This window comes from Pseudomonas sp. E315 (genome assembly GCF_055406205.1).
On sequence record NZ_JBUZPJ010000007.1, the window covers coordinates 67,629 to 89,728 of the forward strand.

At 54.7% G+C, this 22,100-nt stretch carries 21 protein-coding genes and 1 pseudogene; 8 read left to right on the forward strand and 14 right to left on the reverse strand.

Annotation, left to right across the window (positions count from 1 at the left end):
- Positions 1 to 24: 24 nt before the first annotated feature.
- The 3 genes from ACZRJQ_RS11910 (at position 25) to ACZRJQ_RS11920 (ending at position 3,577) form a co-directional block, all read left to right on the forward strand.
- Positions 25 to 492, forward strand: a complete 468-nt coding sequence (locus ACZRJQ_RS11910) for an Lrp/AsnC family transcriptional regulator (protein ID WP_463978559.1) — start codon at positions 25 to 27, stop codon at positions 490 to 492.
- Positions 493 to 1,015: 523 nt separating this feature from the next.
- The gene (locus tag ACZRJQ_RS11915; RefSeq protein ID WP_463978560.1) at positions 1,016 to 2,167 is read left to right on the forward strand and encodes a M14 family metallopeptidase; all 1,152 of its coding nucleotides are present in this window, start codon (positions 1,016 to 1,018) and stop codon (positions 2,165 to 2,167) included.
- 102 nt (positions 2,168 to 2,269) lie between these two features.
- Complete coding sequence (locus ACZRJQ_RS11920; RefSeq protein WP_463978561.1) at positions 2,270 to 3,577, forward strand: leucine-rich repeat-containing protein kinase family protein; 1,308 nt, start codon at positions 2,270 to 2,272, stop codon at positions 3,575 to 3,577.
- A gap of 102 nt (positions 3,578 to 3,679) precedes the next feature.
- Here ACZRJQ_RS11920 and ACZRJQ_RS11925 read toward each other — a convergent pair whose 3' ends face one another.
- From ACZRJQ_RS11925 to ACZRJQ_RS11935, 3 genes are all read right to left on the reverse strand, one after another.
- The gene (locus ACZRJQ_RS11925; protein ID WP_463978562.1) at positions 3,680 to 4,384 is read right to left on the reverse strand and encodes a YebC/PmpR family DNA-binding transcriptional regulator; all 705 of its coding nucleotides are present in this window, start codon (positions 4,382 to 4,384) and stop codon (positions 3,680 to 3,682) included.
- 109 nt (positions 4,385 to 4,493) lie between these two features.
- Positions 4,494 to 5,885, reverse strand: coding sequence for an FAD-dependent oxidoreductase (locus tag ACZRJQ_RS11930; RefSeq protein ID WP_463978563.1), 1,392 nt, complete (start codon positions 5,883 to 5,885; stop codon positions 4,494 to 4,496).
- 15 nt (positions 5,886 to 5,900) lie between these two features.
- Complete coding sequence (locus ACZRJQ_RS11935) at positions 5,901 to 7,226, reverse strand: MFS transporter (RefSeq protein ID WP_463978564.1); 1,326 nt, start codon at positions 7,224 to 7,226, stop codon at positions 5,901 to 5,903.
- 288 nt (positions 7,227 to 7,514) lie between these two features.
- Between ACZRJQ_RS11935 and ACZRJQ_RS11940 the strand changes: the two genes are divergently transcribed.
- Positions 7,515 to 8,384, forward strand: coding sequence for a LysR substrate-binding domain-containing protein (locus tag ACZRJQ_RS11940; RefSeq protein WP_463978565.1), 870 nt, complete (start codon positions 7,515 to 7,517; stop codon positions 8,382 to 8,384).
- 87 nt (positions 8,385 to 8,471) lie between these two features.
- On the opposite strand, the gene ACZRJQ_RS11945 is transcribed toward ACZRJQ_RS11940, so the two are convergent.
- Entirely contained in the window at positions 8,472 to 9,329 is an 858-nt protein-coding gene (locus ACZRJQ_RS11945) for a LysR substrate-binding domain-containing protein (protein WP_463978566.1), read from the reverse strand.
- 116 nt (positions 9,330 to 9,445) lie between these two features.
- Here ACZRJQ_RS11945 and ACZRJQ_RS11950 point away from each other — a divergent pair, with 116 nt between their 5' ends.
- Both ACZRJQ_RS11950 and phnX read left to right on the forward strand, forming a co-directional pair.
- A complete protein-coding gene (locus tag ACZRJQ_RS11950) occupies positions 9,446 to 10,555 on the forward strand; it encodes a 2-aminoethylphosphonate--pyruvate transaminase (protein ID WP_463978567.1) in 1,110 nt (369 codons plus the stop codon).
- Positions 10,556 to 10,632: 77 nt separating this feature from the next.
- Positions 10,633 to 11,460 carry a phosphonoacetaldehyde hydrolase gene (gene phnX, locus ACZRJQ_RS11955; RefSeq protein ID WP_463978568.1) on the forward strand — a complete coding sequence of 276 codons (828 nt, stop codon included), beginning with the start codon at positions 10,633 to 10,635 and terminating at the stop codon, positions 11,458 to 11,460.
- A gap of 56 nt (positions 11,461 to 11,516) precedes the next feature.
- Here phnX and ACZRJQ_RS11960 read toward each other — a convergent pair whose 3' ends face one another.
- The 9 genes and pseudogenes from ACZRJQ_RS11960 to ACZRJQ_RS12000 all read right to left on the reverse strand — a co-directional run bounded on the left by ACZRJQ_RS11960 (position 11,517) and on the right by ACZRJQ_RS12000 (position 19,908).
- Entirely contained in the window at positions 11,517 to 12,569 is a 1,053-nt protein-coding gene (locus ACZRJQ_RS11960; RefSeq protein ID WP_463978569.1) for an NAD(P)/FAD-dependent oxidoreductase, read from the reverse strand.
- Entirely contained in the window at positions 12,556 to 14,271 is a 1,716-nt protein-coding gene (locus tag ACZRJQ_RS11965) for a LodA/GoxA family CTQ-dependent oxidase (RefSeq protein WP_463978570.1), read from the reverse strand. Before ACZRJQ_RS11965 ends, ACZRJQ_RS11960 begins: the two co-directional genes overlap by 14 nt.
- Before the next feature lie 13 nt (positions 14,272 to 14,284).
- The gene (locus ACZRJQ_RS11970) at positions 14,285 to 14,500 is read right to left on the reverse strand and encodes a LodA/GoxA family CTQ-dependent oxidase (RefSeq protein WP_463978571.1); all 216 of its coding nucleotides are present in this window, start codon (positions 14,498 to 14,500) and stop codon (positions 14,285 to 14,287) included.
- 137 nt (positions 14,501 to 14,637) lie between these two features.
- The gene (locus tag ACZRJQ_RS11975; RefSeq protein ID WP_463978572.1) at positions 14,638 to 15,246 is read right to left on the reverse strand and encodes a catalase family protein; all 609 of its coding nucleotides are present in this window, start codon (positions 15,244 to 15,246) and stop codon (positions 14,638 to 14,640) included.
- A 427-nt stretch (positions 15,247 to 15,673) separates the two neighbouring features.
- Positions 15,674 to 16,641 (reverse strand): annotated as a pseudogene (locus ACZRJQ_RS11980) (D-2-hydroxyacid dehydrogenase family protein).
- A 54-nt stretch (positions 16,642 to 16,695) separates the two neighbouring features.
- Positions 16,696 to 17,613, reverse strand: a complete 918-nt coding sequence (locus ACZRJQ_RS11985) for an AEC family transporter (protein ID WP_463978573.1) — start codon at positions 17,611 to 17,613, stop codon at positions 16,696 to 16,698.
- Complete coding sequence (locus ACZRJQ_RS11990) at positions 17,607 to 18,620, reverse strand: TauD/TfdA family dioxygenase (RefSeq protein WP_463978574.1); 1,014 nt, start codon at positions 18,618 to 18,620, stop codon at positions 17,607 to 17,609. Before ACZRJQ_RS11990 ends, ACZRJQ_RS11985 begins: the two co-directional genes overlap by 7 nt.
- Positions 18,621 to 18,986: 366 nt before the next feature.
- On the reverse strand, positions 18,987 to 19,145 hold the full coding sequence (locus tag ACZRJQ_RS11995) for a hypothetical protein (RefSeq protein ID WP_463978575.1): 159 nt from the start codon (positions 19,143 to 19,145) through the stop codon (positions 18,987 to 18,989).
- Positions 19,146 to 19,347: 202 nt separating this feature from the next.
- On the reverse strand, positions 19,348 to 19,908 hold the full coding sequence (locus ACZRJQ_RS12000) for an NADPH-dependent FMN reductase (RefSeq protein WP_463978576.1): 561 nt from the start codon (positions 19,906 to 19,908) through the stop codon (positions 19,348 to 19,350).
- 339 nt (positions 19,909 to 20,247) lie between these two features.
- Here ACZRJQ_RS12000 and ACZRJQ_RS12005 point away from each other — a divergent pair, with 339 nt between their 5' ends.
- Both ACZRJQ_RS12005 and ACZRJQ_RS12010 read left to right on the forward strand, forming a co-directional pair.
- On the forward strand, positions 20,248 to 20,454 hold the full coding sequence (locus ACZRJQ_RS12005; protein ID WP_463978577.1) for a hypothetical protein: 207 nt from the start codon (positions 20,248 to 20,250) through the stop codon (positions 20,452 to 20,454).
- Positions 20,455 to 20,553: 99 nt separating this feature from the next.
- On the forward strand, positions 20,554 to 21,465 hold the full coding sequence (locus ACZRJQ_RS12010) for a LysR family transcriptional regulator (RefSeq protein ID WP_463978578.1): 912 nt from the start codon (positions 20,554 to 20,556) through the stop codon (positions 21,463 to 21,465).
- A 10-nt stretch (positions 21,466 to 21,475) separates the two neighbouring features.
- Here the strand turns inward: ACZRJQ_RS12010 and ACZRJQ_RS12015 are convergent, their stop codons facing one another.
- Positions 21,476 to 22,048, reverse strand: coding sequence for a GNAT family N-acetyltransferase (locus ACZRJQ_RS12015; RefSeq protein WP_463978579.1), 573 nt, complete (start codon positions 22,046 to 22,048; stop codon positions 21,476 to 21,478).
- Positions 22,049 to 22,100: the final 52 nt, after the last annotated feature.

Here is a 22,100-nt window from a genome sequence, read left to right on the forward strand (position 1 = left end):
AACAATAAGAAATCAGATCAATTCATGCAGATCAAATTAAGTGCCATCGACCGCAAGATTCTTCGCCTGCTGCAACACAATGCAGATCTGTCCGCTGCCGAAGTGGCAGAACGCGTGGAGTTATCACAATCGCCTTGCTGGCGGCGCATCCATCGCCTGCAAGAAGAAGGCTTGATCGAACGTAAAGTCGCCCTGCTCAACCCAAAAAAACTTGGCCTTAACGTCGTGGTGTTCGTCAACGTGCGCCTGTCGGGCCACGGGCGGCGGCATCTGGCGGAGTTTGAGGAAGCCATTACCGACTACCCCGAGGTCATCGAGTGCTACACGATGGCGGGCGATATGGACTATTTACTGAAAGTGGTCACGCACGACATCGACAGCTACGAGCGCTTTTTGCGCGATCACTTGCTACAGAAGCCGCATGTGCAGGAAGCCCACTCAAACATCGCCATGAGCGAAGTCAAACGCACTACAGAGCTGTTGCTGAGCTAGCGCATTAGAGCGGTCGGGAGGGAAATGAGGAATTATTTTCCAGAAATCACAGGAATTCATTTGACTTGCAAATGATAATGATTATTATTGCATGCAGCTGGTCGCGAGATCAGCCGATAACTCAAAGGACCTTAGGTCGGTCTTTCGAATTATCTCCTCATCAGGCTAATCACGGTTATTTGACCCGGCTTATGGCCGGGTCTTTTTTTGTGGCCAGTTATCTGGCTCAGCGTGCTTCAGGCTAATGAAGTCTTGTGTGCGGTCGGTTTTTTTCGGTGACCGCTACGATGCCGGCGATGATAGCAAAAGAACATCGACTAACGGAAGTCTGAAGTCCACGACTATGGGCGTAATGGCAATTTAGCACTTGAGAATCAATCGCAAAAACCCTAAACTTGCGCAGCGTCAAGGATGACGCCCCCCTTCTCTTTTCCCTACTTCTATCGTCCAAAATTCCGTATTGGTTGTTCACAATTGCGTTGTAAAGTAGCGCCCATAATTATCAGATTCAGGGATTTTGACGATGACTGTGACGCCCGCCGCACTTCATATCAGCAGCGATTTTGACAGCGGTAACATTCAGGTGCTGGATGCCAGCAACCCGTTACACGTGCGGTTGGCAATCACGCCGGACAGCAAGAGTCAGCATTTTCAGTGGTTCCACTTTAAAGTCGATGGCCTGAGCGTTGGGCAAACCCACCACTTTCAGTTATGCAACGCCAGCCAGTCGTCCTATAACAAAGCGTGGGACGGCTATCAGGCCGTGGCGTCTTACGATCACAAAAACTGGTTCCGTGTGCCAACAGAGTTCGATGGCACCGCGCTGACTATCAGCCTTGAAGCCAAACACCCTCAGGTTTGGTTTGCCTACTTCGAACCTTACAGCCGCGAAAGCCATAACCAACTGATCGAAAATGCCCTGCAATGGTCAGGCTGCGAACTGCTGACAACCGGTAAAAGTGTTGAAGGTCGCGACATCCAGCTGCTGCGCAAAGGCACGGGTGCCCGCCACAAACGCAAGATATGGATGATTGCCCAGCAACACCCCGGCGAGCATATGGCCGAATGGTTTATGCAAGGCGTGCTCGAACGTCTTGAGCAAGGCAGCGACCCGCAACTGCGCAAGTTACTGGACCACGCCGACCTGTACTTGATTGCGAACATGAACCCGGACGGCGCCTTTCATGGCCACCTACGAACCAACGCCAACGGGCAGGACTTGAACCGCGCGTGGCAAAACACCGATCCACAAGTCAGCCCTGAAGTATTTTTTGCTCTGGAACAGATGAACACCTACGGCGTCGACCTGTTTTTGGACATTCATGGCGACGAGGAAATCCCCTACGTATTCACGGCAGGCTGCGAAGGCAATCCGGGATACACCGAGCGCCTGGCGGCACTCGAAGAGCGTTTTCGCAGCCACCTCAGCCACTTGACCCGCGACTTCCAGACCGTGCATGGCTACACCCGCGACGAGCCGGGCCAAGCCAACATGACCTTGGCCTGCAACAGTGTCGGCCAGCGTTTTGACTGCCTGTCATTGACCCTTGAAATGCCGTTCAAAGACAACAACGATGCGCCGGACGCGATCACTGGCTGGTCAGGCAAGCGCTCAATGCAATTAGGTAAAGACGTGCTAACCACCTTGTCCAGCATGGTGCATAAACTGCGCTAACCCACCATTGGCTGGCGGTAAAACCCTAACGCCAGCCAATGGGAATTAATCGGTATGATGCGCGGCACTTTTCAACGATTTGCATGAGTGCCAAGCCTGCTTATGGATACCCTCGCTAAACTGCGTGCTGGTCAATTGACGGGGCTCAAACGCCTAGACCTGTCTTGCGGGCTGACCGAGTTCCCGCCAGAAATTTTTCAACTGGCCGACTCGCTTGAAATCCTCAACCTGAGTGGTAACGCCTTAAGCAGCCTGCCAAACGACCTGCATCGTCTAACCCGTTTACGCATCCTCTTTTGCTCAGATAATCAGTTCACAGAATTACCCACCTGCTTGGGGCAATGTGCGCAGTTGAGCATGATCGGCTTCAAAGCCAACCAAATTGAACACGTACACGGCACGGCACTGCCGCCCTTGCTTCGCTGGTTGATCCTGACCGATAACCGCATCAGTCATCTGCCTGACGAACTGGGCCAACGGCCACTGCTGCAAAAACTGATGCTGGCCGGTAATCGCCTGCAACAGTTGCCACACAGCCTGGCAAATTGTCATCGGCTTGAGCTGATTCGCTTGGCGGCCAACCAACTGCGCGAAGTGCCTGATTGGCTATTGGCGCTCCCCCGCTTGAGTTGGCTGGCATACGCCGGCAACCCACTGCGTGAAAACGCCAACGCCCCACGTAGCAGCGATAACACGCCCAACATCGACTGGTCGCACCTTGCGCTTGAGCAACCACTGGGTGAAGGCGCCTCGGGCATCATTTATCAAACGCAATGGAATGCCCCTGCTCAGCGAGCTCAGTGCGTGGCAGTCAAACTGTACAAAGGCAGCATCACCAGCGACGGCTCGCCCCTCAATGAGATGAACGCCTGTATTGCCGCGGGCCAGCATCCAAACTTGATCAATGTGCTGGGCCGTGTCGTGAACCACCCTAACCAGCAAGCGGGTCTGGTCATGGAACTGATCGCCCCGTCTTTCAGCAACCTCGCCGCCCTGCCCAGCTTCGACAGTTGCAGCCGTGACGTGTACACCGACAGCACCCGCTTCACGGCTGAAAGCGCCTTGCGCATCGCTCGCGGGATCGCCTCGGCGGCAGCTCATCTGCATGCACACGGCATCTGTCATGGTGATTTATACGGGCACAATATTTTGTTCAACGCACAAGGCGACTGCCTGCTCGGCGACTTTGGCGCAGCGTGCTTTTACGCCACCGACCACAGCCCACACAGTCGTGCGCTGCAGCGCATCGAAGTGCGTGCATTCGGGATATTGCTGGGGGAGTTACTGGAGCGAATCGACTCAGGGTTGAGCGATCAACAGCGGGCGTCGCTGGAGGACTTGCAGCAGCGCTGCGTGCAACCCGAGGTGCTGGCGCGACCTGATTTTGCAGCAATTATAAAAGCCCTGTAGTCGTTGCCGAAGGCTGCAAGCTTTTGGGCGCTCACAACCTGACCGAAACCAAAAAACTCGCAGCCTGCGGCAGCGACTACGGGGATAGGTGAAGATCCCCGCTTAGGCCAGCGCGACAAACATTTCTTGCACGTCGTCCTGCTCTTCAAGCTTGGCCAGAAACTCTTGGACTTCAGACATTTGCTCGTCGGTCAAACCGCTCACCGGGTTCTTCGGCTGATAGCCCAGCTTGGCTGACAACACTGTGAAACCGTGCTCCGGAAGCGCTTTTTGAACGGCATCAAGGTCAGTCGTTTCAGTGATGAACAGCGTGGTGCCTTCTTCTTCACCTTCCTCAAAATCCTGAGCGCCGGCTTCAATGGCGGCCATTTCCGGGTCGGCATCCGGGGTGTCGGGCTTGGCTTCGATCATGCCCACATGGTTGAAGTCCCACGCCACCGAACCCGAAGCACCCAACTGGCCCTTGCGGAAGGCCACTCGGATTTCAGCCACAGTACGGTTGATGTTGTCTGTCAGGCACTCAATGATCAACGGCACCTGATGAGGAGCGAAACCTTCGTAGGTGACGCGGTGATATTGCACAGCTTCAGTGCCAATACCGGCACCCTTGTTGATCGCCCGCTTGATCGTGTCAGCGGGCATCGACGCTTTTTTGGCCTGTTCATATACCAGACGCAAATGTGAATTCATGTCCGGGTCAGCGCCGTTGCGAGCAGCGACCGTCAGCTCCTTGGCCAGCTTGCCAAAAATTTTGCCGCGGCTATTGGCGGCATCCGCTTTGTGTTTAACCTTCCACTGTGCGCCCATTACTCACTCTCTCAATCGGGTGTGTCGCGGCATTAATTGGCCGTCGAATGGGCGCAAGTTTATACGGCCACAAGTCCTCAATCGACCAAAAAATCCAATCGCTGCGTGCTCAACCCTTATCAGCCTTGCCTGCGGCGGCTGCAAACCGGGCCAAACGCACGTCCAAATGCCGGGGTCTACGACCATGATCTTCGGCGCGCTCCTTGCGACGAATGGCATTACGCACCATCAGCGAACCCAAATAACGAATGGGCTCAGGCGGAAAATACCCCAGCGGCCCGTTGACCAGCGGCGAACGTGTCCACTCATTGGCGTGGCCCTGCACCAACGACGCCAAAATCTGCCCGCCCATGTGACACGGCCCAACCCCGCTGCCGGAGTAACCAAAGCCATAAAACACGTTGCCATGACCACTCATCTGGCCAAAAAACGGCAAGCCGGTGACCGAGCGATCCGAAGGCCCGTTCCACGTGGCCTCCACACCAACACCTGTAAATGCCGGGAAAAACTGTTCCAAGCTTTGGCGCAGCACCCCGGCATAGGGTGACGGCTGATCAAAAACCGGCAACATCCGCCCGCCAAACGCGAAGGTATTACCGCCCTTGCCAAGCATGATTCGCCCGTCAGGGGTGTTGTGGTAGTAGTGCACAAAAATGCGCGAGTCCAGCACGGTCACGCCGCTGGTCAAGCCAATCTCTTGCAGCAAGTCCGGGCGCGGTTCGGTGATCAGCATGTCGCTGGAAACAATCGCCACGCTACGCTCGAACTGCGCAAACGCCCGAGCCATCCAGGCATTCATCGCCAACACCACACGCTCAGCGCGAATGCTGCCGATGGGAGTTTTGATCAACGCGGGCGCGCCTTCTTCAAGGCCAATCATGGGTGTATTTTCGTGAATGCGAACCCCCAGTTGCAGCGCCACGCGGCGCAAGCCCCGCACTAACTTGCCCGGCTGAACACTGGCTGCCGCTGGAGAAAACCAGCCCTCGACGTGTTGAGTCGAACCCGCCCGACGCTGCACCTGCTCCACCGGCAACTTGCAAAATGAGTTAATTGACTGACGCGCCAGCGCTGCGATCACGCCATCGGTCGAACCGACCTGCGCCTGATTGGTCGCGGTGTACAAGGTGCCATCAAGTCGATAGTCCGCATCCACCGCGTATTTTTCACAGAACGCCCCAATCGCATAAATGCTCTGTTCCGACGCTTTAACCAGCCGCACCGCCTCCTCCACACCAAACAAACGTTCGAGGGTGAAGTACTTGGCCGACCATGACAACGCGCATCCGCCGTTACGCCCGCTGGCACCGGCCCCGCAAATGTCTGCCTCGATCAGCACCACATCCAGCTCAGGGTTTTGCTCCTTAAGCATGATGGCCGTCCATAACCCGGTGTAACCACCTCCCACGATGCAAACGTGTGCCCGGATATCACCGCTCAACGCTTCACAGGGCTCGCCGTCTTCTAGTGCCAGCGCCTGCTCCAGCCAAAAAGGTCGCATGGATTGTTCTCCCACTCAGGTACGCAAAGGTTTGATCAGCAACGGGTGATTGGGCACAAACGGGCAAGAAGGTTTGAGCCCGGCAGGACGGCTGTTCCAGTGCGGGATCAGCACCAGCGCTGAAAACAGCGCACACCCGGCAAACACGATAAAAACTGTCACCGTGTCGAAATACCCTGGTAACAACCCACCCAAAATCGCCCCTATCGACCCGCAGCCATTCACGAAACCTGCTGCTGTGGCCCCAGCTTTGGCGGTGCCAAAGTCAATGGCTGCCGCGCCGCTGATCATCGAGTCCGGCCCGTACAGGGTCAGGCCCATCACAAATAAGAGTGCGACCACTAATGCCACGCTGCCCGAATGCAAAGCGCCCATAAAGAAGGCCAGCGAAATAGTCAGCGCCAACAAGCTCAAAATGCACGCAGGCATACGGCGGGCTCCGAAAATCTTGTCCGAAGCCATGCCAATCATGATCGGCCCCAGCAATCCGGCCAGCTCAAAAGCTGTGGGAATAATCGCCGCACCCACCTTGCCCACTTGTGGCATTTGCTCAAAAACGATCACCGGCCCCCACAGCAGAATCGCGTAACGCGCAGGCTTGAGCATGAAATACGCCAACCCCAAAGTCAGTACCGTGCGATTGCGCATGACCTCGTGCAGCGGCGCCCACACGCTGATGCGCTTTTCGGCAGCCGCCTCTTCTGGGCTCATTTCGGGTTCTGGCTCAACTGCGGGCAAACCCACATCTTCTGGTTTGTTGCGCTGAAAAATAAAAAACAGCACCGCGACAAACATCACCACGCCAGCACTGGAAATAAACGCTGCGTGCCAAGTGCCTATCAACGTATACGCCCACCAACCGGCAAACGGCGAGGCCACCAGCCCGCCAAAGGCGTAGCACGAACTCCACAACCCCAGCACCCGACCGCGTTGCTCGGCGGGGAAGAAACTGCCGATGTTTTTGCACAACCCCGACCAGCCTGTAGATTGCGCCAAACCTTGAATCAGCATGCAGGTGGCAAAGATCGGCAAAGTGGCATAAGTGCCCATTACCAAGGCTGCCAACGCTGAAATGATCAGGCCGCCCAACACCACAACCCGTGGGCCAAAGCGATCCGCCAGAATGCCCCACGTAAATTGCCCAACGGCATAGGCTGCAAGGTAGATCCCATCGAGGTTAGCCATCGCCATCTTGTCCAGATGGAAGCTGGGGTCTTCACCGATCCCCAGTTTGGCCACAGAAAACGCTTTGCGGGTGAAGTAAAAGGCCGCGTAGGCCAGCCAAGTGATGGCAAAAATCTGCACGCGCCAACGCTTGATGGTGCCAATGTGCTTGTTCATGTTGGGTCTGACCTCAGGAGTGATATGTGCCGGCAGAATCAGAAAAGAACGCCTGTTTTTTTATTGTGTGAGCACTTCAATACCGCCCTTCAGACAAGGGCGGCATCAATCAGACCAGCCACGACGATCCCGTTTTTATTGGATTTCAGGTCGCACAGGGTCAAGTCCAGGCCCGGCGTTATCGAGGACATAGCGCCGGGCTGAGGTCGATCAAAGCAATTACTGACTAATAGGTAAAATCGATTTATCGTATTTCACAAATAAGCTCAGCTTGTGAGAGGTTGTCCGATGTCGGTTTCCCACGCGCAGTTAAAAGCCTTTCATGCAGTTGCCGTTCACGGCAACTTCACCCGCGCCGCCGAGCGTTTGTTTTTGAGCCAGCCCGCCATTTCAGATCAGGTGCGAAAACTTGAAGAGCGTTTCGGCGTGTTGTTGTTCCATCGCAACAAACGCTCGGTGCGCTTGACTGACCTGGGCGAGCGCTTGCTCAGCATCACTCAACGTCTGTTTGTGGTACAAGCCGAGGCCCACGAACTGCTGCAAGATTCGCGCGCACTGCAAACCGGCAGCTTGATTTTGGCTGTGGACGCGCCAGTTCACGTGTTACCGCAAATCGCCAAGTTCTGCGAGCGCTACCCCGGTATCAGCGTGAAGATCGAAACCGGCAATACCGACGAATCGTTGGCGCGCTTGTTCAACTACCAAGCTGACTTGGCACTGTTGGGTCGCGACGTCAGTGATGAGCGTTTGCTCAGCGTGCCGTTGCGCAGTGACCCGATGGTGGCCTTCGTGGCGCGCACCCATCCTTGGGCCAGTCGCAGCGCCATTTGCCTGGCCGACCTGGATGACACCCCCTTGGTGCTGCGTGAAATCGGCTCGGTCACGCGACAAACACTGGAAGAAGAAATGAATCAGGCCGGCTTGCGTATCCGCGCCGCGATTGAGGTTGAAGGCCGTGAAGCCGCACGCGAGGCCGTGGTCGCCGGCATTGGCGTGGGCGTGGTTTCTGCCGCTGAGTTTGGTTCGGACTCGCGGGTATGCGCCCTGCCCATCAACGACTGCACAAGGCGCCTGACTGAAACCCTGGTGTGTTTGCAGGAGCAGCGGTCTCGACGGGTGGTCGCGACCTTTTTGGACATCGTGCGCGAAAGTTTATGAACGCACCAATCTCTGGCACTGACGTTCGGGATGCGCCTAATCGCAGCCTCGTACGTCGTCAGCACCTCCCTGTCTGCATGCCCTAAATCAAGGCGCCAGCTCCATAAACGCCTTAATCAGCCGCAACTCGGCACGCCGCTCCATGCAGCCAAGCATGTGGCGGTTGATCAGGCCTGCGCCATTGATCGGCACCGCGCGCACCCTCGGGTCGTGACTGACCTCAACTGACGACACAATGCCAATCCCCAACTGGGCTGCAACCGCTTCCGTCACGGCCTCACGGCTGTCGAGTTCCAGCAACACTCGTGGGGCAACGCCAGCTTGATCACAGGCTTGATCAAAGGTGCGGCGAGTGATCGACGATGGCTCGCGCAACACCATAATCACTTGGTCCATTTGGGCGATATCAATGCCGTTTACCAGCGCCAGCCACGGATGATTGGCCGGCACCAGCGCGCAAATTCGAGATTCATTGAGCGCACGCAAAGTCAGCCCTTTACGTGCCTCAACTTCAGTCAGCACCGCCACATCGGCGTGTTCTGAAAGCAGCGCCGCCAAGGTTTCTTGCGCATTGCCCAAACGCAAATTGACGGTAATCCCCGGATACCGTGCGCGAAGGCTCGCCAACATCGGCATCACCATGTGCGGGCCGTCCGCTGCCACCTCAAGGCGCCCCGTCAGCAACTGACGATTTGCCTCCAGCATCACTTGGGCTTCATCCACTAAACCGAACATGGCACGGGTGATGGCCGCCAGTTTTGTGCCTTCCTCTGTCAGTTCAACACGCCGTGCAGTACGTCGCAGCAACGTGATTTGGTAATGATCTTCGAGGGCTTTGATATGCCCGGTGACGGCAGGCTGACTGATAAACAAACGTGCCGCAGCACGGGTGAAACTGCCTTCACGCGCCACAGCATCAAAGGCTCGCAGTTGGAACAAATTCATAACTATAAGCCTCACTGATGGCTGGCATAACAACAAACAATTTGATTGATACTAACTCAAACTGCAACTTATGCCCTGTATCCAGTAGCCATCCCAAAGCTTGTGAGGAAACCAGAATGAGTACTGCCGCGCCGATCCTGCTGACCCCTGGCCCACTGACCACCTCGGCGCGTACTCGCCAGGCCATGATGGTCGATTGGGGTTCGTGGGATGACAGCTTCAATCAACTGACCGCCAGCCTGTGCGAACAACTGCTGGCAATCATCAATGGCGGTGACAGCCACCACTGCGTGCCGTTGCAAGGCAGCGGCACATTCGCCGTCGAAGCCGCCATTGGCACCCTCGTACCCCGCGATGGCAAAGTGCTGGTTTTGATCAACGGTGCATACGGTAAGCGTCTGGCAAAAATTTGCGAGGTGTTAGGTCGCCGCTTCAGCACCTTCGAAACAGCCGAAGACGAACCCACCACTGCCGCCGATGTGGATGGCTTGCTGAGCGCTGACCCAAGCATCACCCATGTGGCCTTAATTCACTGCGAAACCAGCACCGGGATTCTGAATCCGCTGTCCGAAATTGCTGCTGTCATTGCCAAACACGGCAAGCGTCTGATCATCGACGCCATGAGTTCTTTTGGCGCCTTGCCGGTTGACGCACAAAAAGTCCCCTTCGACGCGCTGATTGCCGCGTCCGGCAAGTGCCTGGAAGGCGTGCCGGGGATGGGGTTTGTGTTCGCCCGCAAAGACTCACTGGCCAACGCTGCAGGTAACTCGCACTCGCTGGCAATGGACTTGCAAGACCAACAGACCTACATGGCCAAAACCGGGCAATGGCGCTTTACCCCGCCCACCCACGTGGTGGCTGCCTTGCATGAAGCGCTATTGCAATACAACGAAGAAGGCGGCTTGCCGGCTCGTCACCAGCGTTATGCCAACAACTGTCAGACGCTGCTCGATGGGATGGCCAAATTGGGCATCCGCAGCTTTCTGCCAGAAGCGATTCAAGCACCGATCATCGTCACCTTCCACGCCCCAAAAGACCCGCGCTACCAGTTCAAAGAATTCTACGAGCGCGTTAAAGCCAAGGGTTTCATCCTGTACCCGGGCAAGTTGACCCAAGTCGAAACCTTTCGCGTGGGCTGCATCGGCCATGTCAATCAAGCCGACATGCAGGCCGCTGTGAACGCGGTCGCTGAAGTGTTGCGCGAGATGGAAGTGCTGGAGATCTGACGATCAATACGCTAACTGAGACGAACATCGCTCCTAATTTTTGTGCGGCACAGCCCGCTCTCACAGGATTAACTGACATGAACTACACCAATCCAAACAAACTTCAGGCAGCCATTCTCGATTGGGCTGGCACCGTGGTCGATTTCGGCTCGTTCGCCCCCACTCAGATTTTTGTAGAAGCATTTGGCGAATTTGACGTGCAAGTCTCTATCGAAGAAGCCCGCGGCCCAATGGGCATGGGCAAGTGGGATCACATCCGCACCCTGTGTGATCAGCCGCAAATCACCGAGCGCTACAAGAAAGTCTTTGGTCGGGCACCGACCGACGATGACGTGACCGCGATTTACCAACGCTTTATGCCGCTACAAATCGAGAAAATCGCCGAACATTCGGCCCTGATTCCCGGCGCACTGGACACCATCGCCAAGCTGCGCGAACAAGGCATCAAAATCGGCTCGTGCTCAGGCTACCCGGCGCAAGTGATGGCCAAAGTGGTCGAGCTGGCTGCCACCAATGGCTACGTTGCCGATCACGTTGTCGCAACAGACGAGGTGCCAAACGGCCGCCCTTGGCCTGCTCAAGCATTGGCCAACGTCATCGCACTGGGCATTGATGACGTAGGGGCTTGCGTGAAGATTGATGACACAGTGCCTGGCATTCTGGAAGGACGCCGCGCAGGCATGTGGACTGTGGCGCTGGTGTGTTCTGGCAACGCACTGGGCCTGACTTACGAGCAATACCGCGCGCTGGACGCTGCAACGCTGGAGACCGAGCGCAAACGTATCCATGCGCTGTTTGAAGGTTCGCGCCCGCACTACATGATCGACACCATCAGCGATCTGCCGGATGTGATTGCCGACATCAACCAGCGCCTGGCCAAAGGTGAAATGCCGCAAAGCGCCTAAACAACCACTGCTGACGACTACGGGCATAGGCTGCGGAGTCGTCAGCAGTGTAGCGTTCATTGCTGGCGAGCCCGCCAAAACTCTTGATCAGCCCAACGCCGCTCATTGCGGTAGTAAAAATCAAGATTACGTACATAAGCCTGCCTGACACTTAACAGCTTGCCCGTGTATTGCTCAATAGCATCACGCTTGCCCGCAAAAGCCGCCTGTACCGCTTGTGCGCCACGCATTGCAGTGTAAAGCGCATTGAAAATGCCTTGCGACGATAAAGGGTCATACGCCAGCGCCGCATCCCCCACCGCCAACCATTGCTCACCCGCAAAGTGCTGCAAATAACTGCCGCTCGCCTCGCACGCTTGAGGCTGGGCCCACTGGGTGGCACAGCTGTGCGCTTGGATGTGATGCGTTTGATCCAACTGCGAAAACCAACCACTTGTATCTTTGAGCACCTTTTGCGCTTGCGCCGGTGTGACATGCAACGCGGCGATTCGCTGCTGATGAGGTAACGGCGCGCTATACCACCATCCATTGGCTACGGCTTCAATACAGGTACGCTGATCAACGCCAGTGCTATGAGATCTGGCATAAAGCGCAATCAAGGGTTGATCACGCTCACGCCTAACGCCCAAGCGCCGGGCCAGAATGGAGCGGCGGCCACTGGCATCAATCAGCCATCGCGCACAAACGCTCTCATCGCTCAAGGCCAGCCACCAATGGCTGCCCATTCGCTTAACCTGCTGCAGCCGTTGCTTGAACCAAATAACCCCCGCCTCACAGGCTGCCTTACGCAACAACGCATCAAACGACTGGCGGTCAAGGTGCCAACCCGCACCGTGCGGCTCGCGCATAAAATCGCGGTAATACACAGGCGCTTCCCCCCAAGCGACGATATTGCCCAAACATGGCATCGGCTCACTTGCTTGCAGCCAAGGCAATAGCCCCAACTCACAGAGCAGCGGATACGCCGAGCCCGGAAGACTTTCACCTATTTTGAGGGTGTGAGGTGCGTCATCAATCAGTAACACCTCATGGCCCGACTGCGCCAAATGCCTAGCCGCAACAGCTCCGGCCGGGCCCGCCCCGATGATGGCTACGTCAAACGTCTTCACGTCTGACTATCCGACGAAATTCGTCATATTGCTCTTTGCTCTCCCAGCCCGCGAGCTCTAAACCTGACACGGGTTTGGTGTGACCATTCTCCAAGCCCTTCTCTTGCATCTTTACCGCGACGGCGGTTTTCTGCTGACCCGAAAGCGATTCGACCAACATGACAGCAGGCAGATAAGGGTCATTTTCGATGCCAGGCCGAGCTTCAATCACGCCAACACGCCCCAAATCGTTCACCAGCGCCAAAGCTTGTTCGACAAAACTGCCCCGTAAATGTCGCCCCCAGTAATCCCGCTGATTGAACGCAGATACCCGTTGCTCCAAGGGCAGCGTCATATCAGTCGATGTTTGATAGTTCGCCTCACTCAATACCTGATCAGGTACACGGGCGGGCCAGAAAGTAGGCAAGTAAGGGTCGTAATCCGAGTCATAACCTGAGCGACAACCCACTGCATCAACTTGCCAGGGCAATGCCATCCAACGACTAAGCCCGCCTGGCGGTTGAGCATTCAAAGGACCGCCAACGGCCAAAGCCTTGGCTTGATCCAGAACAGGCCCGTAATCTGGCAAGGGTTCATCATCGGGCATGGCTTTGATACGAAATGGAGCGCTATAGAGTGAGGCATGGCGCATTGGCCAACTGAGCTCAATACCGGGATGAAAGGCATCGGCCAAACAAAAATGTAAAGCGGCTTGGTCTAACATGGCCGGCTGTTCGGCCAGAGGAACGTCTTCCAAAGTAGGTCGAGGTTTATGCTCGGGGTTCCAGTCAGCGTCGAACTCGCCTTTAACCCACTGCATCAACAATTGACTGCGATAAACCGATGGGGACAGATGATCCTGCGCACGGTCTTCATCACCGCCAAAAGTATCTCCATACAACCAAGGCCAGGTACTGGGCTCATGGATATCGTTGTCAGCCGCACGAAACGCCTGAAACACATGTTTACGCAGATGGCTAAAAGCTTCATCCGCACGGGATAATTTGGCCAGCAAAAGCGGGTTATTAAAGTCAAAAGGTGCGCCGTGTCCAAAAAGCGTTGCAAACCCTTTGTTGACCCATTGCAAACCACTCAGACGCTGAAGAATCGGTAGAACGTCGCGGGTAAAAGACACCTTGGATGGTGTAGGCAACCAGCCACACTGTTGATAGGTGTCGGTCAGCAAGTCGTACAGTGTTCGCCACCCCACGGTATTGGGTGAAAAATCGGGCTGAGCCACTACCACCCAAGCTGACTCCACCGGTATCTCAACCCCACAAACTTTAACGACTGCCGACACGGGGCCATCAGAAGTGTCGTCAAACCAGCCAGCGGCGTTAGCAAAATGGTTAGTCACTTTAGGGTCATAAATGGGCAGCCCTGCGGGGGAGCCCGAATGACCAAAGCCACCCAAAACCAATAACCGCCCCTCTTCGTCAGTACGTAACTCACCTAACGACACAGGTGTCTTTTGAAAACTGCCCCCCGCAAATTCATGAGCACGACCACTGATGGCTCTGCCTGAAATGCTTCTCGGGCCTGCATCAATCGCCAAGGCTTCACGGTCACGCCCCACGACATCTGTATTGCGTAAGCGATTTTTTGTTTGGGCGGCATCTTCTATGTCCAGCGCCTTCTCAAATTCGTACCACTGGGCCTTGCGATTAGCCAAATGTGCTTTCCACTCAATTTGCGCAGCATCCAGTGTTAGCTCCCCAACCAACTCACCTTCGTGGTTATAACCATAGATACGAAAACGCGCAGCTTGGCTGCTTCATCGCACCTTTGGCATCTCGTCTGCTGCCAGCATTCACGACTTGAGTTTCTATTGTTTCGGGGCCAATAAAGTAGTCATCGCGGCTGTTGCCTAATCGAGCGATACCGATGCCAGGATGAATAGAGGCGCGAACAATTGTCTGTAATTGCTGCTGTGTCAGCTTATTTTTTTGCATGCGGATACATCCCTGTGTGAATGCAAACTTGCCAAATACGAAAAAGGATCATCACTGAATTGAGGGCAACGCGCTAAAAACACTATTGGCTCGGTAACGCGCACATTACTTATAGTCCAACAGCCCGCACCTAAGATTTAAGATTCCAGTTTTGCGGGCCGCTCAACCTGAGGCTCACCCAGCACTTGAGCATTGTAATTACGACGAACATCTGCAGAAGCCTGATAAACAATTTTTCGTGCATCCACCAGACTGCCGACAGGTTCATGCTCTTTTAATGTGCGCCACGGGTTAAACGCAAGTGTCTCGCCATAAGTAGATTGGTTGCGCGAATCGATATCTTGCACCGGCAATATAAGTGTTGCGACATGAACAGGCTTGGATAAGGCCTCATCCCACAGGAACGTGGCTTTATCCAGTGGCATTGCGGCTTCGTCTTTTTGGAGTTGCACCATAAAGCGCAGGCGCACTTCTGAGTTCATAAGACGCTCATGCAGATCAGCCTTTAGATAGCCTGGCTTGTCGTAATCAGGGTCAGGTCCCATCGAAACAACTTCGGGCTCAATTTTATATTTGCAGTGCATTTGAGACCCGAACCTAAAAGGGATAACGCTCCACAGCTCACTGTCCAGAACGCTCTTCACGTCCTTTCTCATGGCGTCCAATATCGCCGCAGTGTCCTCATGGGCCTCAATCCATGCCGTGAAGTCCCTGAAGGCCAACGCCATATCTTGGGCGTCATTCACAAAAAAAACCGGGTGATTTTGAAGCAGAAAGTCTACGGTGGGTGCCAATGAGTCCGGCTCAAGGCATTTATGGCCTTCTACGCCAAAAAGCTTTATACCCAGCCCGACAGTGGTTTTAGAGAATTAAAACTGTCGCGAAATAATTAAAACTGTCGCAGCCGATGAAAGCCTCGTGATCTTAGACAGCATTGCCCATCACTTAGCGAGCCAAGGTGCTTGGTAATACAATGCAAAAAACCCGCTAAAAGCGGGCTTTTTTTCTGGGTCCGATTTGGAGCAACCCAAGGCCTGACTTACAACTGCTCTTAAGTGCAGATCATAGAGCCCGGTTACACCGGACGAAGGGAAAAAAGCTGATACGGTTTCAACCAGTGCCAACTTGCTCAAGCCACTGCCCAGGTCCATGGTATGCCCAAACGCTGCACCATCATCCAGGCTTATGAAGGGCGTTAGGGTTGAGCACCATGCTGTGGTCGCCCGCCAAGAACCGCAGTATGTTTCCGAAGGCACTGCGCAGGTACGTGTCGTAGCTCTGTTCGGCGACATACCCTAGATGCGGGGTACACAACACGTTAGGCAACTGCATCAACGGGTGCTGCCGGTGGTAGACGGGCTCCGACTCGTACACATCGACGGCGGCATAACCGGGCCTACCGAGGCTCAGCGCCCGCTCTAAGGCGCCGGGCGCGATCAGCTCGGCGCGGCTGGTATTGACCAGCATCGACTCGGGCTTCATCCGCGACAGATCCTCGAACGAGATAGCGCCGCGTGTCTGGTCCGCCAGTCGCAGGTGCAGGGTGATTACATCGCTGCTGGCGAAGAGCGCGTCGCGTGTCTCGCAGGCCGTATAACCGGCCTTGATCGCCTCTGCCCTCGCTCGCTGCCCCAGACCTGCACTTGCATCCCGAAGGCCTGCGCAAAACCGGCAACCCGCTTACCTAGCTTGCCGAAACCGAGAATACCCAACGTTCTGCCGTGTAACTCCTGACCGCTATTGACTTGCCATTGGCCGTCCTGAAACGCAGTTACCGCTTCATGAAGACGCCGAAAGCCGCTCATGATCAGCAACCAAGCAAGCTCGGCTGGCGCATGAGGTGAGCCGATCCCTTCCATGACCACCACGCCTGCATCCGTGCAGGCCTCCATATCGATATGGGAACCTGCCGGACCGGTCTGGCTAATAATTCGCAGGTTCGGCATTTTTCCGAGCAGCGCCTTATCCACTGGAGTGCGCTCCCTGATGAGGACTAGGCACTCGGTCTGAGCCAGAACCGCATCGGGATGCTTCTCCCGCGTGAGGTCGCCCAAGCTCGTGACCTTGTGGTCTGCCATCATCTGCAAACACGGCATTGCTGCCGCTGCACCTTGATAATCGTCAGGTATCAATACATTCATCATCAACTCGCCATTTCAACAGGACTGGAATGAACAGGCACTGGCTGCTGCCCATCAAAGTAGGAAAGTCCCAAGGATCACGGTCACCGTTACCACCGAGAACAATGTTGTCCAGGTGATGATCGATGCCATCGCTTCAGCGTCGCCGCCCATTTGTCGCGCCAGGATATAAGCGTTACCTGCACATGGAACGGCCGAATACAACAAGGCGATATTGGCTGACACACCGGACACACCCAGGGCCTTCAAAAGCGCGAAGGTACAGATGGGCAAAAGAAGCAGTTTCAATGTAGTGGCGTAGGCAGTTGCTATCGTTCGGCTGGCGTGCATACCCAGCACCAGCCCGCCGCCCACCGACATGAGGCTCAATGGCGTTGCGGCATTGCCGAGATACGCGAGAAACTGTCTGATCGCGCCGCTAATATTGACACCAATGAGGTTAAGCACTACACCCAGCACGGCGGCGATGATCAACGGATTCTTCACCAGCGCGAGTACGCTACCTGCTACCGATTTCTTGCCACCGGTGCCGTAGTGGTTCATCAATAGCACACTCATGACATTGGTCAGCACGATCATGTATGCAATGAACACCCCCGAGAGTGCAACACCTTCAGCGCCGAACAACGATTGCGACAGCGCGATGAACACATACGAGTTGTAGCGTACCCCGCCCTGAAAGATAGACGTGAACAGATCGTTCTTTACATTGACGATGCGCTGCCCGATGAGGATGACAACCGCCACTATCAACGTCCCACCCACCGTCGCGGCGAGAGCATGAGTCGTCGCGCCGCTATCAAAATCGGCGCGGCTGATTTCCAGTACCAGCAGCGACGGGAAGAACAGGTAATAGACCGCTTTGTCCGCAGTTTTCCAGAACCCATCGTCCTTCAGAAAATAATGTTTGGCCAAATAGCCGGACACGATCAACAGAAAGATCGGCAGAATTGACAAGAATGTATTCAGCATACTTCAGCATCCGCAGGCTGAAAAACACGCGACTTCACTTGCGTTAAATTTCGATGGTTCCACAAGTTGGGAGAAATGAACACGCGTTGTACCCAGCGCATGGGGTTTCCGGCCTCGTCGAAAGAGCCGCTGAACTTGTCACGCGAATGCAAGGTGAAGCGATTGTCTATGTAGAATAGCGTGCCTGGCGAGATGTCCACACCGAAAGACACCTCCTTGATCGCCGCATAGAAGTTGTTCATAGCCGCTGCCGCAGCGGTCGTCAGTGGCTCCACCATGTCTGGGTAAAACACTGCACTGACCTCAGGAAGCTCCACATGACCGCGTACCAGCGCTGTCGGCTCAGTTTGCTGAATATCCCCTCGACGCCAACGGTAAGGCACCTTGATTCGGAACGCCGGGGAACGCAGGCTTTCAACATCCTCGGGTGAAAGACGCTTGAGCGCTGCACGCGCATCGGCAAGCCGGGTCAAGGGGCCCTCCGGGTCATGACGTACGCCGGTCAGCAACAAGCCCAAAGGCGAGAAGTTGAAATCTTCCATGAACCGTAGTGCGGCATTCTCGATATGAAAATCCAGTTCGACCTCAGATCCCAAGCCCGTGTATTCAAGTTTGGCGGTTTTGGTCGGAATAAGGTTGTTCACGATGTCGGAGCCTTCAAATTCGATTGAATATGGCTCTCCGAGCAGCGAAGCAAAGGTCATGATCAGGTTTTCACTAATACAGTGACTTTTCGAACCGGGCGAGAATATCTGAGGATCAGGGGTATTGAACACTTGCTCATCCGTGGGCAGGTTCTTGAATACCAGATAGGGACGCGGAGTGATTGATGCCCGCTGCTCGGCCAGTACATCAATCAGACGGCGCGGCATGATCGACAACGCCATGATCCGCAGGTCAGTAATGTATCGCAGGCTTCCGTGGGGGTCATAGGCAATGTCACTCAAGGCTTTACCCAAGCGAATCCTTTCGGCGTCTGTCAACGTGAAAACATGTTGCGTGTCCATGCAATACCTTCAATATTCTATTAATGATACAGGGGCGCGCCCTTAGCATCAGCGTGAAAGCTGCTGCTGGATCAAGGGTGCAAGTTTTTGAGGATGGTTTCCGAGCTGGAACTTACGGCTATTCAGACCATGCGGAGCAACGGCCAAGCACGACGTTAGCTTGCCGAAGGCCCCGGATAATCAGCCATAGCCGCGACAGCTTTAATTCTTTAACGCCAACAGTCTCTCCCCTCTCAGGCACTCCATCTGGAATATCACACGAGTATCGTACCCAAGCAGGGTAGGTTTTAGGCTCTGAAAAAAGCCCCACTTTAAACTCAACAGGGATGTTTTTAGACACTTCAAAACGCCCATGAGCTACACCATTCAAACGCAGGAATACTGGACGTCTGACAGGGCACTGCCCTTCTCGAACTCTTCGCATCTGAGTTTTTTTTCAATGAACAACTCTTTCAACTCGGCAATGGGATCACTTTCTTTTACATCGACGCCTACAACACCTGATATACCGCGCGTATCTTCCATAAACCCCACATCCATTTTTCAAATAAACGTCATTGATAAACAACACTATATGAATTCGAGAGCAATGCACGCTTAACGTATAAAAATAAGTAACGAGAAATTATTAACCTTCCAAATACCTCATACACCCCCCGCGCAAAACTAAAGCAAAAAAAAAACACCGCACTATGCGGTGTTTCAAAGAGTTACTTTATTTATATCATTACTCGCTCTTAACTTTCGCCACCCACTGGGCAAACTCATCAATAAATTTTTGCAAAAAAGGTCGCGTTTTGTCTGACAGCTGGCCTGATGCATCGAACGCGTCGCCTGCGCCCCCTAAATAGGCTTCTGGCTGCTGCATGCACGGCACATTCAAAAACACCAACGACTGACGTAAGTGGTGGTTCGCGCCAAAGCCGCCGATTGCGCCCGGCGACACACTGATCACAGCCCCTGGCTTGCCACTAAAAACGCTTTGCCCGTAAGGACGGGAACCCACATCAATCGCGTTTTTCAGTGCGCCTGGCACAGAGCGGTTGTATTCAGGCGTTACAAACAGCACTGCATCCGCCGAGCGAACCTGATCACGGAAGGTGTTGTAAGACACCGGTGGCGGAGTGATGTCGATGTCTTCGTTATAAAGCGCCAACTCACCGATTTCGACGATTTTCAGCTTTAGAGTGTCTGGGGCCAGTTGCGCCAAGGCATGGGCTACCTTTCGGTTAAGAGAGTCCTTTCTCAGACTGCCGACCAGTACTGCAACGTTGTAAACCTTACTCATAATGAACCCCGAGACTTTGGCTGTAGGAAGACTAGACTCTGTACAAAATGTCTCTGCGCTTGGTTATACACCGTTGAAAACAGGTTAAAAAAGCTCATTTACAACACGTAAACTCCGCTTCCTCGCCTGGTTTCGCCTTGCCTAACCTTCGCTCGAAAATATTTCATACAGCCCCTAGTTATAGATGATCGGACTCGTTTCTTGCACCCCGGTTCACCTTAACGGCCGCCAAGCCTGTAAAGTAGCCGGACTATTTTTTCCACATTGCTAAACTTCCCCTACTGAACAACGGTCTACAGAACCGAAAATTGGGTGTTTATCTCCAGAGGTTCTCTACAAATGGCGGCAGTTCTCGTTGGTCAATTTCATGCAAGGGATGCGGAAGGCCGTGTCTATTCCGTGCATGAGTTTCAAGATTCAGAAGTAGCAGGCGCTGCAACCTACAAGCTGGCCATTGGCGATCGCGTTAAAAAAATTGATGATGAGCAGTTCCAACTGGTTCAGTCAGAAGTCATTCTGATTCGTGATCCTGCACCCGCTGTCTAAGCATTACCTGCTTTTTACGGCATATCGCGCAAGTCAAAGGATGGGCGAGGGTCAGGCTTCTTAACGTCAGGCCTCGCCCGCTGAACATGGACTTCACGCATGCGTTTACGCCACATCGAAGCGATTCAGGCCATTGTGCAAACCGGCAACCTCGGCCACGCCGCCGAGTTGCTGCATATGCCCGTGGCAACACTGAGCGCAACATTGCAGGAAGCTGAGCAGCAGCTCGGTTTTATGCTGTTTGCCAGCGTTCGCGGGCGGCTGCAGGCCACTCGCGAAACACTGCTGCTTCAACCTCTTATCGACGAGTTGCATCTGCAACTTGAACCCCTGCGTCGCCTGGCTGACAGTTTGCGTCAGCATCATGAACCCGTCTTGCGCGTGGTCTGTAGCGACACATTGGCTCAACCCCTGATGCCCTACAGCATTGCGAGCCTCAAGCGCCGGTTTCCCGATACGCCCATTACTTTAAGCAGCCAGCCCTGTGCTGAAATTGTGCGCCGCTTGTTGCTGGCCGAATGCGATGTCGGCTTGAGTTTGCATGCCCCACAGCTGTCAGGTATCGAATGTGTGGCGCTGGCGCAAGGCAAAGTGCAACTGCTCGCGCCCCACGGCTGGTTATCGCCCAAGCAAAAGTACATAGCACTTCAAGATTTAGCAGGCCAAGCGATGATCGCTTTGCAACATCCTGACCCGCTGAGCCGCGTGCTCGATAACAAGCTCTACAATCTGCGGCCCGCGCCCGTGGTGCAGATTCAGGTTCAGAGCTATCAGATGATGCGCAACATGGTCGAAGCAGGCGAAGGGCTGGCATTGGTTGACCCGTTTACCGCTGTCGGCGCCAAAGCCAGCGGGCTTGATGTGTGCCCGGTATCACCCGCAATCCCGGTGACACTGTTTGCGCTGACCCGCGCTGGTTCAGAGCCCAGCGCAGCACTTAAGTCACTGCTCGATATCGTGGGCCAAAAGGCCGAAAGTTTGTTGAGTGATCAGGGGCTGGTGACGCTTTAGGCGCAGTTGTTCAAGCTGGCTCTTTAAACAGCAAATACCAAAAAATCGCCACTTCACGGGTTTGCGGATCAATGCCGCGATAACGCAGATGGTCAACCCCGCCCACTTGATAGCCACAACGCTCATATAAGCGACACGCGCCAATGTTGTTGTTTTGGGTTTCAAGCATGATCCCCGGGAGGTTTTTTTTGTGGCTCCAGAACTTCACCACCTCCAGTAACGACTTGGCCACGCCGTGACGGCGTGCGCAGGCAGCTACTGCCAGCTCGTCGACATGGGCAAAACCGTTCCAGTTGGTACTCACCACAACGTGACCCACTGGCTGGTTGTCCAGATACGCCATGAACACCGCACTGTCGTGTGCACCTCGATAAGCAGCAAATTCGTCCGGATCAATGCCATAACATTTGCGATATGGCGCGATCTGCTCCAACGGCCACTGCTCGACCTTTTTATACGGATCAGCACAGGCATATGCCCGAACTTCAAAGCTGAAGTCATTACCCCATACATAGGGAGCAAAACCTTCATCAGCCAAACGTACCGAAACGTGTGGGTCGGTGGGGTTCATGACTAAGTACATGGTGCGAAAATCCTTATCCCTGACGCGCAGAACCCACTCACGCAATCAAGCC